Source organism: Streptomyces montanisoli, assembly GCF_017813245.1.
GTDB lineage: Bacteria > Actinomycetota > Actinomycetes > Streptomycetales > Streptomycetaceae > Streptomyces > Streptomyces montanisoli.
In genome coordinates, this window is the sequence record NZ_JAGIQL010000019.1 from 26125 (window position 1) to 39592 (window position 13468).

Consider the following 13468-nt stretch of genomic DNA (forward strand, 5'->3'; position numbering starts at 1 on the left):
CGCGCTCGCATAATGCAGGAATGGCACGTAACGCGAAGCCCGCACGGAAGACCCTTCTCACCAGGGCGGCCACCGCGGTCGTACTGCCCGCCGTCCTCGTGGGCGGCCTCGCCGGGTGCAGCGACGACTCCTCGTCCGGCGCCTCCGCCTCCCCCTCGCCGAGCGGCACGCCGGGCGAGGTCAAGGCGAGCAACAACAGCTCCGTGGTGACCGTCACCGGGGCCGTGGCGCACCTCGACGCGGCGGGCGACGGCACGCTCGCCATGACCGTACGCAACTCGGGAACGGTCACCGACCACCTCGACATGGTCGGCACCCCGGGCGGAGCGCGCGGCAAGCTCACGGGCGCCAAGGGCACCAAGGGCAACGGCGCCCTGAACACGGCCGGCATCCAGATCCTGCCGAACGGCAGCACCACCTTCGGCTCCAGCGGCGGGCCCACGGTGACCTTCCACCACGTCAAGGGCGTGACCGGCCGTCACACCCTGCCGATCATCCTCCAGTTCGGCGTCGCGGGGCTCGTAAGGATGGAGGCGCGCGTCACGAAGTGACGCCCGGGGCCGCCGCCGCGCGTCACTTGATGCGTTTCATCGTGAGGTGCGAGTCGACCCGTGCGAGGCCCGGCACGTCCATCACATGGGTCACGAACTCCTCGTAGTGCTCGATGGACTCGGTGGCGATGCGCACGAAGTAGTCGGGCAGGCCGAACATGCGGCGGAACTCGACGACCTCGTCGAACGAGGCGACGCGTTCCTCGAACGCGAGCACCGTGGCACGGTCCTTCACGACGAGGTCCACGTTGACCAGCACCTCGAAGCCGCGGCCCGTCGCCTCGGGATCCACCCGGGCGTGATAGCCGGTGATCACGCCGTCCTCTTCGAGGCGGCGGACCCGGCGCAGGCACGGGGCGGGGGTGAGGCCGACGCGTGCCGCGAGCTCCGCGTTGCTGATACGGCCGGCCGCTTCCAGCTCCATGATGATGGCGCGATCGAGGTCATCCACAGGTGGATTATTGCGCGAGAGCGCGATGGCGGGCAATTTAAGGCAACCATCGTGCGCGCTCGCCCGCCTAGGCTTGCCGGCATGATGGAAACCGCACGTTCGTTCCGTACGGTCGCGCGCCTGACGCTGCCCTGCGCGTTCGGCATGGTGCCGCTGGGGATCGCCTTCGGCGTACTGGTCGTTCAGTCGGGGCTCGCCTGGTGGTGGGCGCCTGCCTTCGGCGGGCTGATCTACGCGGGCTCGCTCGAGTTCCTGCTGCTCGCCGCGGCGACCGCGGCCACCCCCGTGTCGCCGGCCGCGGTCGCCGTGACCACGCTGCTCGTCAACGGGCGCCACGTCTTCTACTGCCTGACGTTCCCGCTGCACCGGGTGGCCGGGCCGCTCGCGCGGGCCTACGGCATGTTCGCCCTCATCGACGAGGCGTACGCCCTGACGTCCGTGCCACCGGGCCGCGACCTGAGCGGACCGCAACTCATAGCCATGCAGATCCTGTTGCAGACCTACTGGGTCGGCGGCGGGGTGCTCGGTGCCACGGTCGGGGGCGCGGTGGCGGCCCACCTGCCCGACCTCTCCTGGGTGCTGACCGGGCTCTTCGCCGTCCTCGCCACCGAGGCGGTGCGCGCGCTGCGTTCCGCGCGCGTGCCGCTGTACGCGCTCGGGTGCGCGCTGGTGGCCTGGCTCGTGGCGCCGGGGCAGTTCCTGCTCGTGGCCATGGGGCTGTTCGTCGCGGGCACCGTCGGCGCCGCGGCCTACGGGGAGCGCGCGGCGGTGCGCGATGCCTGAGCCCGCCCGCGTCGCGGCGGTCATCGCCGTCGCCGCACCCATCACGTTCGCGCTCCGCGCCCTGCCGTTCACCATCGCGAGCCGTCTGCGCGAGGCCCGCGTCGCGCAGGTGGTGGGGCGGCTGCTGCCCGCGGGACTCATGACGATCCTGCTGGTGTACCTGCTGTGCCCGCCGTCCCACACCGTGCCGGCCGACTGGATCGCCCAACTCGCCGCGACCGCCGTGACGGTGGCCCTCCAGACGTGGCGGCGCTCCACCCTGCTCTCCATCGCGGCCGGAACGACGGTGTTCCTGCTGCTGCACTGACCGGCTGCACTGACCGGCTGGGCAGTTCCCCGCCGCGGCGCGGGGTGCGCGATGTGCTGTGCGCTGTGCTGTGCGCGCAATCCGCCCGTGGCGTAAGCCCCGGCCTGCGACCGGCCCGCGGTGTGATCGCCGGGTAGCGTCACGGCATGGCACTCATCCAGCTCGGCGCGCGGGTCTGGCAACTCCCGTTCCCCGTCGGTCACGTTCACCTCGTACGGTTGGCGAGCGGCGGTTTCGCGGTCGTCGACACGGGCGTGGCGGGCAGCGCCCCCGCGATCCTCGACGCCGTCGCGTCCCTCGGGGGCGAGCCGCGGGACGTACGGCTGATCGTCCTCACCCACTCCCACCTCGACCACACCGGGTCGGCCGCCGACCTCGTGTCCGCCACGGGGGCCCGGGTGCTCGCCGGTGCGGCCGACGCCCCCTACATCAGCGGCGAGCGGCCCGAGCCGCCTCCCGTGCACACCGAGAAGGAGCGGACGCTGCACGAGCAGATCATGGCCGGGCTCGCCTCCACCGGGGCGCCGCCGCACCCACCCGTCCGGGTGGACGCGGAGCTGCGCGACGGCGACAGTCCGGACGACTGGGGCGAGGCGGTCCGCGTCCTGCACGTGCCCGGGCACACGCCGGGGTCCATCGCGCTGTACCTCCCCGACACGGGGGTGCTGTTCCCCGGCGACACGATCGCCACCGTGGAGGGCCGCGCCGTGCTCGGCCCGTTCAACGTCGACCGGGCGGCGGCGGTGGCCTCCTTCCGCAGGCTGGCGGCCCTGGAGCCGGGGACGGTCTGCGTGCCCCACGGCGATCCGCTGACGGTGGACGCGGCGAAGACCCTGACCGCGGCCACCCCGCAGGACGACTGGCTCTGAGACACGGCGGCCGCGCGTCAGGCGTCGGGCTGTACCTCGCGTGCGATCGCCTCAGCGGCCGCCGCCGGGCCGCTGTCGCAGCGGCCGTCCCGTTCCACCTTCACCGTGCCCATGTCGAGCGCGCCGCGCACCGCCTCGCGCACCGCACGCGCGGCGGCCCGCTCGCCGAGGTGGTCGAGCATCATCGCCACGGCCAGGACCTGGCCCGTGGGGTTGGCCTTCTTGCGGCCCACGAGCGACGGGGCGCTGCCATGGAGCGGCTCGAAGCAGGCGGGGCCGTCCCCGACGTCGCCCGACGGGCACATCGCGATGCCGCCGACCGTGCCGCCGCCCAGATCACTGAGGATGTCGCCGAACATGTCCCCGGTGACGACCACGTCGAAGTACTCGGGCGTCATCACCAGCGCCTGCGCCGCCGCGTCCGCGTAGAGGCATTCCGCCTGGATGTCCGGGTAGTCCTCCGCCACTTCGAGGAAGACCTGGCGGAAGAGGTACATGCTCCGCAGGACGTTCGCCTTGTCGACGCAGGTGACCCTGCGCACCCGGTCGGGCCGTGAGCCGGAGCGTGTGCGCGCCAGGTCGAACGCGAACCGCGCGATGCGTTCGCACCCCCGCCGGGTGACGCGCAGGGAGTCCGCCATCGCCGTCGCGGTGCCGACGTCCTTGGCGCGGGAGGCGTACAGGTCCTCGGTGCTCTCCCGCACGATGACGTAGTCGATGCTGCCGGGCCTCGCCCGCAGCCGCGAATGGACCCCGGGGAGCAGCTCGATCGGACGCACGTTGGCGTAGAGGTCGAGTCCGGACCTGAGGACGCCGCCCAGCAGGCCCGCCTCCGTGCCGTCCGGCAGGCGTACCGACGGCAGCCCGACGGGTCCCTTCAGCGTGGCGGCGGCGGCCCGCACGGCGGCCAGTCCCTCGGGCGGGAGCGCGGTGCCGGTCCGCTCGTAGGTGCCCGCGCCGGCGTCGACCTCCGTGATGCCGACGTCGAAGCCGTACGTGTCGGAGACCTTCTCGAGGACGGTGAGCGCCGCGTCGATCAGCTCGGGCCCGATGCCGTCGCCTCTGATCACCGCGATGTCGTGGACGGTCACGATTCCCCCTCTCGCCGCGGGACCGGCCGGCGGGCGGCCGTCGCGGATCCGCGTCGATCGTAGCCGCGGCGCGCGGCGCGCGGCCGCGATCCCTCGGGCCGAGGGCACCGTCCGTCAGCCGTCAGCTCTCAGCCGCCCGCGCCGGCCCCCGTCAGGGCCGCACGCGCCAGCGCGAGCGCCCCGGGCAGACCGTCGGGCACCGGGTGCGGCGCCACCCCGTACGGCGTGAGCCGGCGGCGGAGCGCGGGCAGCAGGACGCCGCCGGGGCCGAGCAACGCGCCCGTCGTGACGAGCGGGTCGCCGGGCCGCGGGCCGAGGGACGCGAGCGTCCCGGCGAGCCGTTTCGCCGCCTCCGCCATGATCCGCCGCGCCACCGGGTCGCCCCGGCGTGCCGCGTCGGCGACGGCAGGGCTGAGGGCCGCGAGGTCGAGCACCGGCCGTTCGTGCACCGCCTGGACGAGCTGCTCCCGCAGGACCTGCGCGCCGGACGGGCCACCGGGCGCCGGCCCGTCCAGGTAGTAGGCGTGGACGGCCGTGGCCAGCAGGGTCGGCGCGCCGCGCCCGTCGAGCTGGGCCAGGGCGGCCCGCACCGCCCTGCGGCCGATCCAGAAGCCGCTCCCGTCGTCGCCGAGCAGCCACCCGTCGCCGTCGGACGTGGCGACCGTGCGCCCGCCCGTGATCCTGGCCGCCACCGCGCCCGTACCCGCGATCAGCACGAGACCGTCGGCGGGCGCGCCCGGAGCGCCGGCGAACGCGATCTCGGTGTCCCCGTGGACGCTCAACCGGTCCGGCCGCACGCCGAGTTCGGCGAGCGCGCTCCCCAGTGCGGCCCTGGCACGGTCGGCGCCCACGTTGCCCGGCAGCGCCGAGCACCCCGCGAGCCCCGCCGCCACCGAGCGCACCGCGGGGCGCAGCGCGGGCGGCACGGCGTCCGCGACGGCCTGCCGCAGGTGGGCGGCGAGCACGTCGGGCGCCACGGACAGGGCGTTGCCAGGACCCGCCGTGCCCGTGCCGAGCGGCGGCTCGTCGCCGCCGGCCGCGGTGGCGACGGCCGCGCGGGTGCGGGTGCCGCCCGCGTCGATGCCGAGAACGAGGTCGTGTGCCGTCACACTGCCGCTCCTGCCTCATGTCTCCGGTGGCGAGCCCGCTCAACGGTCCTGCTTGTACGGCCGCACGGCCTCGCTCGTCGCGGCCATCGCCTCCGTGCTCTGGCCGTACGTGCGTTGCGCGACCGCGATGTAGAGGAGGTCGAGCACGGCCATCTGGGCGTGCCGGCTGAGGATCGTGTGCCCGGCGGGGCCGTCGTCCGTCACGGTCGTCGCGAGTACGGTGTCGACCCGGCGGGCGAGCGGCGACGTACGGTCCCCGACCACGGCGACCGTCGTCGCCCCGCGCGACGCGGCCTCCGCCGCCAGGTCGGTGACCTCGCGTGTGCGTCCGCTGTGGGACAGTGCGAGCAGCACGTCACCGGGGCCGAGGAGCGCGGCGCCGGTCAGTGCCACCTGAGTGTCGGCCGACCACCAGGCGGGCACGCCGATGCGGTACACGCGCTGCTGGAACTCGGCGGCCATGCTGCCGCTTCCGCCCGCCCCGCACACCTCGACACGGCGCGCCCCCGCGATCGACGTCGCCGCGTCCTCCACCGCCGTGAGGCCGACGCGCGCGAGCGTCTCGCCCACGGCGCGCCGCACCCCCGCCGAGATCGCGGCCGCCACCTCGCCGATCCCCTCGCTCTCCGAGATGTCCCGGCCGATGTTGTCCTGCCACGTCTCGCGCTCCGAGCGCCCGGTGTCGGACGCGAGCGCCAGCCGCAGCGCCGCGTACCCGGGCAGCGACAGCGTCCGGCAGAAGCGGGTGACGGAGCCGGTGGAGACCCCGCACGCCTCCGCGAGGTCGACGATGGTCATCCGGGCGGCCGCGGCGGGGTCGTCGAGGACTAGTTCGGCCGTCGTGCGCTGCGCCTCGGGCAGTCCGGGCAGCAGCTCACGAATGCGGCCGACGATCCCGCCGTCCGCGTGGCCGATGAGTGTGTCCATCGAGGGAGCCTCCCGCAACGAAGAATAATTCTTCACAATACGCCTTCCCGTGCACCACGATTCCCCTTCCGCACCCTTGACTTGACGCGGAGGGGCGCGCACAGTCATCCGGCGAAGAGAAAAATGCCATGCGCGAAGAGAAAAATTCTTCACGCCTTGTCCCAGCGACTCCCTAGGAGCCTCGGGTGCCGGACAGTCAGGAATTCCTCGCGGCGGCAGGTGCCGTGGTCGACCGGGTCGTCGCCACGCACACGGAAGCGGTCGCCTCGGCGGCGGAGCTGATCGCGAAGGCGCTGCGCGGCGACGGCGTGGTCCAGGCCTTCGGCACCGGCCACTCCGAGTCGCTGGCCACCGAGATCGCGGGCAGGGCCGGCGGCCTCGTCCCCACCAACAAGATCGCACTGCGCGACCTCGTGCTCCACGGCGGCGCGCCCCACGAGCTGCTCGCCGACCCCACACTCGAACGCGACCCGTCGATCGCCCACCGGCTCTACGAGCTGACGGCGCCGCACCCCGAGGACGTGTTCGTCATCGCGTCCAACTCCGGCATCAACGGCTGCGTGGTGGAGATGGCCAGGATCGTCGCCGAGCGCGGTCACCCGCTCATCGCGCTCACCAGCCTCGAACACACCGCGCGCGTCGACTCGCGCCACCCCTCGGGCAAGCGCCTCACCGACTTCGCCGACGTGGTCCTCGACAACGGCGCGCCGTTCGGCGACGCGCTGCTGCCCCTGCCGGGAGGCGGCGCCGCCTGCGCCGTCTCGTCCATCACCGCCGCCTACCTCGCCCAGATGATCAACGCCGAGGTGGTGCGGCTGCTGACCGACGCCGGGGTGACCCCGCCCGTGTACCTCTCCGCAAACGTGCCCGGCGGGGACGAGCACAACCAGGCACTGGAAGACCGCTACAAGGGCCGGATCCGCAGGACCGCCTGACGCGTTCGCCGCGCCATCCCCTCCCACCTGGAGCACGCATGAACCGTCGCGACCGAACGGACGGCGCACGCCGCCCGCGCGCGAGACACCTCACCTCGCTCCTCACCGCCGTCGGGCTCTTCGCGGCCGGCCTCGCCGGCGCCGCCCCCGCCACCGCGGCGAGCGCCCCCGAGCCCGCCGCCCCCGCCGTGATCCCCGCGCCGCACCAGTGGACGCCGGGCGGCGGCACGCTGCGGCTCGGCGCCCGTACCCGCATCGACACCGACACGGCGGGAACGGCCACCGCGCGCCTGCTCGCCGGCGAACTGCGCGAGTTCCTCGGCCACGCCGTGCCCGTCACGCACGGCAGGTCGAGGCCGGGGGACATCGTGCTCCGCGTCGACCCGGCGAGGCGCGACCTCGGGGCGGAGGGCTACGCGCTGTCGGTCACCGACCGGGTGCGCGTCACCGGCCACGGCAGCGCCGGCGTCTTCTACGGGACGCGTACACTCCTCCAGGAGCTGCGCACGTCCAAGGCGCTGCCGACGGGGCACACCACGGACGTACCGTCGTCGGGCGAGCGCGCCGTCGGCGTGTGCGCCTGCTACACGTACAACACGGACGCCTGGCTGACCCGCCTCATCAAGGACATGGCGTACCTGAAACTCAACACACTGCATCTGGAACTCAAGGTCAAGAGCGTCGAGTACGCCGCGGTGAACACCTTCTCCTACTACACACCGCGTGAGGTACGCGGCATCGTCGCGCTCGCCGCCCGCTACCACATCACCGTCAGCCCGGAGATCAACTCCCCGGGCCACATGGACCCCTACCTCACGCCCTACCCGGATCTCCAGCTCGCCGACACCACAGGCGCCCCCGACCCGACACGGCTCGACATCACCGACCCCGACGCGTTCACCTTCTACACCCACCTGATCGACGCCGACCTCGCCGTGTTCCCCGGTCCTTACTTCCACATGGGCGCCGACGAGTACATGATCCGCTCCGCGTACTCCCACTACCCCCAACTGCTGGCCTACGCCCGGCAGAAGTTCGGCCCCGGCGCCACACCGCAGGACGCCTACATCGACTTCGTCAACCGCGTCGACGCGTACGTACGGTCCAAGGGCCGCACCCTGCGCATCTGGAACGACGGCCTCACCGGCGAGAACACCGTGCCGCTCAACAAGGACGTCGTCGTCGAGCACTGGCTGCCGGAGCCCGTCACCTCCCAGCAACTCCTCGACCAGGGCTACCGGGTGATGAACGCGAGCGACGCGCTGTACTACGTGCGCGGCAGTTACCGGCCGGACGCGAAGAAGCTGTACGACGAGGGCTGGACGCCCTCCGACTTCGCCGACGGCACGGCCACCTCGCACCAGGACGGCATCACGGGCGCCGAGTACATGGTGTGGCCCGACAACTACGGCAAGGAGACCGAGAACCAGGCGCAGCAAGGGATGTTCGACTCGCTGCGCGTGTTCGCACAGGGCGCCTGGGGAGGGCCGAAACCCACCGGCGACTACGCGGGCTTCACCGCCCTCGCCGCCACCGTCGGCCACGCACCCGGCTGGGGACCCGCCTGGACGCAACCGGTGCCCGAGGGCTCGTACGGCCTGCGCTCGGCGACCGGCGCCGGCCTCACCGCGGGCCCGTCTCCGGCGCCCGGCACCCCGCTGAGCGCCGTGCACGGGAAGCAGCAGGCCGCCGCCTGGCGACTGACCAAGACCGACGACGGCTACTACCGCCTCCTCGACACGGCCAGCGGCCTGTGCGCCGACGTGTCGCGCGGCGCATCCAACGCGATGCACGTCGTCGAACGGGCGGGCGCCGCCGCGACGGCCGAGACGTGCTCCGCCGCCGCCTCGCAGAAGTGGCAGCTCGAACCGGCGTCCGGCGGCTACCGGCTGGTCGACGCGATCACCCAGCAGGCCCTCACCGTCACCACCGCGGGCGCCGCCGTCCAGCAGCCGCGTGACACCGCGCGGCACGCCGTCTGGCACCTCACCCCCCAGGCTCCGGCCGCGACACGGCATGGAAGGTGACGTCATGATCAGCCGTCGAGGGATCCTGGCCGCGGGCGCCGTTGCCGGAGCCGCCGCGCTCACCCCCGTCCCGGCGGTGGCGGCGCCCACCCGGCCGGCCGGCCCGTCTCCGTGGCCGCGCTCACCGCATTCGGCCGCACGGTGGCACGGACGTACGGCCGCAACCTCTTGGCCGGCGCCGAACCCGCGCACACGGGAACGCTGGAGCTGCGGCTCGCGTGACACCACGTTCGACCGTGTCCGTCTGGGCGAGGACATCGCCAGGGGCCAGCACGTGGAGCGGTTCGCGTGCGACGCCTGGACGGGCACGGGGTGGACGGAGATCCCGACGGGCACCACCATCGGCTACGCGCGCATCCTGCCCCTGGCCGAGCCGGTGACCGCACGCGCGCTCCGCGTCCGCGTCACCGCCGCCCGCGCACGGCCCCGCCTGGCCACGCTCGGGCTGTACAGCACGGCGGCTACGCCGCCCCCTCGGTCAGGACACGCGTCAGAACGGCGGCCTGGCTGAGGTCGACCTCCTTGGTGGCGGTCAGGAGCGACACGGGGCCGCGCTCGCACCAGGCGGACAGCCGCTCCAGGGCCGCGGCGCGCCCCGGCTCGGCCAGCTCGGCGCGGTAGCGCGCGGTGAACTCCGCGAAGCGCGCGGGGTCGTGCCCGTACCAGTGGCGCAGTTCCGTGGACGGGGCGACGTCCTTGCACCACTCGTCCAGCCGCGCGGTCTCCTTCGAAAGGCCGCGCGGCCACAGCCTGTCCACCAGGACACGCGCGCCGTCGTCCGGCCCGGGCGGGTCGTACACACGGGCCGCACGCACATCGGGTCCTGTCTTCATGCGCCCATTCTCCGGCCGGGCGAGAGGTCGACGCCAGTCGTGTCGCGCACGGCGTGGCGTTCGACGCGTCCGCACTGCCCGCCCTGATGGCCGAACGCGACGGTGCGGTGTGCGGGCTGCTCACCTACCGGGTGTCGGAGCGCGGCCTCGAAGTGGTCTCCCTCGACGCGACCGTCCGCTGGTCGGGCGCCGGCACCGCGCTGCTCGCCGAGGCCGTGCGGCGGGCGCGCGATGCGGGGGCGCCGCGGCTGTGGCTCGTCACGTCCAACGACAACCTCGACGCTCTGCGGTTCTACCAGCGGCGCGGGCTCCGCATCGCCGCCGTGTCGGCGGGCGCGGTGGACGCGGCACGCGAGCTGAAGCCGTCCATTCCGCTGCGCGGCCACCACGGCATCGAGCTGCACGACGAGATAGTCATGGAGTTCGACCTGTCGGGGCCGGGGGCCGGCGCACCGCTCAGAGCAGGACGGGCGTGAGGTCGGGGCCCGTGCCGTCCTCGTACGCGTCGTCGTCGAACGGGTACAGCGGGCGGGCGACCTTGTGGTGGCCGAGGCGCAGCAGGTCCTGGTCGACGCCGCCGGGCGTGAGCGCGAGCAGCCAGTCCGCGGCCATGTCGTACAGTTCGGGCTCCAGGTAGCCGATCTTCACGACGACCAGGTCGAACGTGCGCGGGTCGATGCCGAGGCCGCCCTCGGCCGGGCCCGTGAAGTCGGCCAGCGTGTGGAACGGCTTGCGCCGCTCGGTGACGACGACGGTGAGCCCGCCCGTCGTGATCGCGGCCATGTCGCAGCCGCGGTCGTAGGCGCCGCCCTCGGCCCCGTCCGCCTTGTCCGCCGCCTTCTGCAGCGCGGTGACCTTGCCGGTCAGCTCGTAGGGGCCGCCCTGCGTGGTGTCGACCTTGTTGCCGATGCCGAGAGTGACCTCCGCGCCGACCCCCGCCTCGAAGCAGGCAGCGACCGCCGCCGGGTCCATGATCCCCGGATGCACGGCGGTCACCCTCCCCGAGGCGATCTCCTCGCGCTCCAGCAGCTTGCCGAGCATGTGGGCGAGGTCGCCCGCGCCGCCCGCCGTCGGGTTGTCGCCCGAGTCGGAGATGAGGAACGGGCGCTTGTCCGAGGCCACGGCTCGCTCGATGCACTCGTCCGCCGTGCCCGTCGGGCCCACGAACACGAAGTCGCGGCGCACGTCCCAGTACTCGCGGGCAAGCGACTCGGCCTCGGCCGCCGCCAGCTCCGCGTCGTCCCCGGTCACGACGACGGCGGCACGGCAGCGCGGCTGGTCGGCCCACGCGTAGCCGACCCAGATCGCGGCGTCCACGATGCCGGGCTTGGCCTCGATGCCGGGGAGCCGGCCGTACAGGCCCTTCGCGGGCTCGAGCCGGGTGCTGGTCTTCTCGCCGGGCAGCAGGACGGGCACCTGCACCCACGCGCGGTGCGGGCGGCGCCGCTCCTCCGGCAGCGCGAGCCGCTCCACGAGCTTGAGCGCGGCGCGCTCGCGGGTGTCCCAGGCGTCCTCGTGCGGGGCCATCCGGTGCGCGGTGAGCAGGTCGAGCGGCTCGGCGAACCGGCGGGAGACGTTGCCGTGCAGGTCCATCGCCGCGGACATCAGCGGCCGCCCGTGGTCCGGGTCGCCCGGCGTGCCGACGAAGTCGAGCGCGGCGCGCACGGCCTCCGTGAGGTCGCCCTCGGCGTCGGCGAGGCCGATCACACTCATCGCGCCGTGCAGGTCGTAGACCATGCCGTCCAGGGGGCCGGCCGCGCGCACGCGCTCCACCAGCTCGTCCTTCAGCAGCAGGTAGGAGGCGGCCTCGACGGGGCCGCCGGGCAGCGCGGTCGCGTGCAGCAGCGGCACCCACTCCACCAGGCCCGCGAGGTCGGAGTCCGGCTGCGTCCACGTGTAGCGGTCGAGCAGGTCCTGGCCGCGCGTCTGCCGGAAGTCGTCGGCGGTGGAGCGGTGCGGGCAGAAGGTGGAGGACTCGATGCCGATGCCGCCGATCGCTATGCGCAGCCGGCGGGTGTGGGTGGCGGTGGTCATGGTGGTGCTCTCCGGATCCGGTGTGGAGTGGTGGTGTGACGGAGGTAGGTCGGTGCCCGGTGCATAGCCGTCCGAGCGGTGCGTGCCGGCCGAGCGGTGCGTGCCGGACGAGCGGTGCGTGCCGGCCGAGCGGTGCGTGCCGGCCGAGCGGTGCGTGCCGGCCGAGCCGTGCGTGTCAGCCGAGCCGCGCGTGCGGCAGCGCTCGGCGCAGGACGGTGAGTCCCGCGCCGAGCAGGCCCGCGTCCCGGCCCGTGACGGTGGTGGTGATCTCCAGGCCCGCCGTGGCCATCGGCAGGCAGCGCTCGTAGAGCACCCCGCGCACCGAGGCGACGAGCGGTTCCGCCACGGCGAGCGCGCCGCCGAGCACCACCGCCTGCGGGTTGAAGAAGTTGACGACGACGCTCAGCACGGTGCCGATGTGGCGCCCGGCCGCGCGCACCAGCGTCGTCGCGTACGGGTCGCCGTCGGCGACGAGCCGCAGCAGGTCGGTCGTGCCGTCCACGGCCGGGCCCTGGAGCGACAGTTCGCGCTGGAGCGCGGCCCCGCTCGCGACCGTCTCCAGGCAGCCGATGTTGCCGCAGGAGCACGGGCGCTCCTCGGCCGCGTCGACCCGCACGTGACTGATGTCGCCCGCCGCGCCGTTCGCGCCGCGGTAGACACCGCCCGCGGAGATCACACCGCAGCCGATGCCGCGCCCGACCTTCACGACGACCAGATGGCTGAGGTCCTGGCGCGCGGTGAGGTGCTCGCCGACCGCCATGAGCGTGGCGTCGTTGTCGACGGTGACCGGCATGCCGAGCCGCTGCGAGAGGACCTCCGCGAGCGGGTAGCGGTGCCACCCCGGCATCCTGGACGGCGTCTGGACGCGGCCCTCCGCGTCCACGGGACCCGGGAACGCGATGCCCGCGCCGGACACGGTCCTGCCGGCGTCGCGCTGCCGCTCGGCCGCCGCTCCGAGATGCTCGACGAGCCAGTCCACGGACGGCTCGGGTCCCGCCGTCAGGTCGTGGTGGTGCTCGTCGACGTCCCGGACGGTGCCGTCGAGGGCGACCGCGCCTATCCGGCCGTGGTGCGAGCCGAGGTCGGCGGCCACGCATACGTCGTCGCGCTGGCGGACGCTGAGCAGCCGCGGACGGCGGCCGCCGCGTGAGGCGCCCTCGCCCGACTCGGTCAGGAGCCCGGCGGCGACCAGCTCCTGGACGCGCAGGGAGACGGTCGACGCGGCGAGGCCCAACTCCCGCACCAGGTCGGCCCGTGAGGCGGCCGCGCCCGTGGACACCATGCGGAGGATGTCCTTCGTCGAGGCACTGTCCGTCATCGGGTCCCCTGTCTTATTTCGAATGTTGCATCAAGTCGGGCGGTCTTCGATGCAAGTTACCGACACGGACGGCACTTTCGCCACTGCCTCTGGAAAGATTTTTCGATGATCATGAGGCGCTAAACGGTATGAATGCTCACCAATATGGACAAGTCGGAGCTGTGATCTACCCTCCATCCTCTTGACTTACTTTTCCTCACGGACCTAACTTTCACCCATCCTTGGCCGAACGA

14 protein-coding genes are annotated in these 13468 nt (G+C 73.5%); 7 read left to right on the plus strand and 7 right to left on the minus strand.

Annotated features, from left to right (window positions below):
- The first annotated feature begins 20 nt into the window (after positions 1-20).
- Positions 21-551, plus strand: a complete 531-nt coding sequence (locus tag JFN87_RS07330; protein ID WP_245178898.1) for a hypothetical protein — start codon at positions 21-23, stop codon at positions 549-551.
- A 22-nt stretch (positions 552-573) separates the two neighbouring features.
- On the opposite strand, the gene JFN87_RS07335 is transcribed toward JFN87_RS07330, so the two are convergent.
- On the minus strand, positions 574-1002 hold the full coding sequence (locus tag JFN87_RS07335) for an Lrp/AsnC family transcriptional regulator (protein WP_209339084.1): 429 nt from the start codon (positions 1000-1002) through the stop codon (positions 574-576).
- An 81-nt stretch (positions 1003-1083) separates the two neighbouring features.
- On the opposite strand from JFN87_RS07335, the gene JFN87_RS07340 reads away from it, so the two are divergent.
- The 3 genes from JFN87_RS07340 to JFN87_RS07350 all read left to right on the plus strand — a co-directional run bounded on the left by JFN87_RS07340 (position 1084) and on the right by JFN87_RS07350 (position 2961).
- The gene (locus JFN87_RS07340) at positions 1084-1785 is read left to right on the plus strand and encodes an AzlC family ABC transporter permease (RefSeq protein WP_209339085.1); all 702 of its coding nucleotides are present in this window, start codon (positions 1084-1086) and stop codon (positions 1783-1785) included.
- The gene (locus JFN87_RS07345; protein WP_209339086.1) at positions 1778-2092 is read left to right on the plus strand and encodes a branched-chain amino acid transporter permease; all 315 of its coding nucleotides are present in this window, start codon (positions 1778-1780) and stop codon (positions 2090-2092) included. Before JFN87_RS07340 ends, JFN87_RS07345 begins: the two co-directional genes overlap by 8 nt.
- A gap of 146 nt (positions 2093-2238) precedes the next feature.
- On the plus strand, positions 2239-2961 hold the full coding sequence (locus JFN87_RS07350; protein WP_209339087.1) for an MBL fold metallo-hydrolase: 723 nt from the start codon (positions 2239-2241) through the stop codon (positions 2959-2961).
- Positions 2962-2978: 17 nt separating this feature from the next.
- Here the strand turns inward: JFN87_RS07350 and JFN87_RS07355 are convergent, their stop codons facing one another.
- The 3 genes from JFN87_RS07355 to JFN87_RS07365 form a co-directional block, all read right to left on the minus strand.
- Positions 2979-4052, minus strand: a complete 1074-nt coding sequence (locus tag JFN87_RS07355) for an isocitrate/isopropylmalate dehydrogenase family protein (protein WP_209339088.1) — start codon at positions 4050-4052, stop codon at positions 2979-2981.
- A gap of 128 nt (positions 4053-4180) precedes the next feature.
- Positions 4181-5161: an N-acetylglucosamine kinase gene (locus JFN87_RS07360; RefSeq protein ID WP_209339089.1), complete on the minus strand. Its 981-nt coding sequence runs from the start codon at positions 5159-5161 to the stop codon at positions 4181-4183.
- 39 nt (positions 5162-5200) lie between these two features.
- Entirely contained in the window at positions 5201-6088 is an 888-nt protein-coding gene (locus tag JFN87_RS07365; protein WP_209339090.1) for a MurR/RpiR family transcriptional regulator, read from the minus strand.
- A gap of 185 nt (positions 6089-6273) precedes the next feature.
- On the opposite strand from JFN87_RS07365, the gene JFN87_RS07370 reads away from it, so the two are divergent.
- Together JFN87_RS07370 and JFN87_RS07375 are read left to right on the plus strand one after the other, a co-directional pair.
- Entirely contained in the window at positions 6274-7023 is a 750-nt protein-coding gene (locus tag JFN87_RS07370; protein ID WP_209339091.1) for a sugar isomerase domain-containing protein, read from the plus strand.
- A 38-nt stretch (positions 7024-7061) separates the two neighbouring features.
- Positions 7062-9050: a family 20 glycosylhydrolase gene (locus JFN87_RS07375; RefSeq protein WP_209339092.1), complete on the plus strand. Its 1989-nt coding sequence runs from the start codon at positions 7062-7064 to the stop codon at positions 9048-9050.
- A 461-nt stretch (positions 9051-9511) separates the two neighbouring features.
- Here the strand turns inward: JFN87_RS07375 and JFN87_RS07380 are convergent, their stop codons facing one another.
- Positions 9512-9883, minus strand: coding sequence for a DUF488 domain-containing protein (locus tag JFN87_RS07380; protein ID WP_209339093.1), 372 nt, complete (start codon positions 9881-9883; stop codon positions 9512-9514).
- 53 nt (positions 9884-9936) lie between these two features.
- Between JFN87_RS07380 and JFN87_RS07385 the strand changes: the two genes are divergently transcribed.
- Positions 9937-10359 carry a GNAT family N-acetyltransferase gene (locus JFN87_RS07385; protein WP_209339094.1) on the plus strand — a complete coding sequence of 141 codons (423 nt, stop codon included), beginning with the start codon at positions 9937-9939 and terminating at the stop codon, positions 10357-10359.
- Here JFN87_RS07385 and JFN87_RS07390 read toward each other — a convergent pair.
- Positions 10340-11917, minus strand: a complete 1578-nt coding sequence (locus JFN87_RS07390; protein ID WP_209339095.1) for a M81 family metallopeptidase — start codon at positions 11915-11917, stop codon at positions 10340-10342. The genes JFN87_RS07385 and JFN87_RS07390 overlap by 20 nt on opposite strands.
- A gap of 175 nt (positions 11918-12092) precedes the next feature.
- Positions 12093-13235: an ROK family transcriptional regulator gene (locus tag JFN87_RS07395; RefSeq protein WP_209339096.1), complete on the minus strand. Its 1143-nt coding sequence runs from the start codon at positions 13233-13235 to the stop codon at positions 12093-12095.
- Between the last annotated feature and the right edge of the window lie 233 nt (positions 13236-13468).